Genomic DNA, 247 nt, shown 5'->3' on the forward strand with positions numbered 1-247 from the left:
AGTTGTTTTTTGGCATCCAAAGCCATTCCTAAAGGATTACGATGCCCCAAACTCCATATTTGTTTTGCGGCATCACCCTGCATCTGAAATGGATTATCTGAAGCAACCGAACCATCATCATTCAAGCGAATCATTTTTCCAAGGTTCGATGTTAAATCTTGTGCAGGCTCAAACTTTTGCCGTTCTCCCGAACTAATCCATAATTTCCCTGCACCATCCAATAATATCCGATGTGCATAATGTCCCT

The 247-nt window shown here is 41.7% G+C and carries 1 protein-coding gene; it reads right to left on the bottom strand.

The genetic code is table 11. The features are described 5' to 3' along the window. Positions 1-247: PQQ-dependent sugar dehydrogenase (locus tag B4920_RS27360; RefSeq protein ID WP_139379751.1), on the bottom strand; the 247-nt coding region annotated here is incomplete at both ends.

The sequence above is a fragment of the Zoogloea sp. LCSB751 genome, from assembly GCF_002028455.1.
Classification (GTDB): domain Bacteria; phylum Pseudomonadota; class Gammaproteobacteria; order Burkholderiales; family Rhodocyclaceae; genus Zoogloea.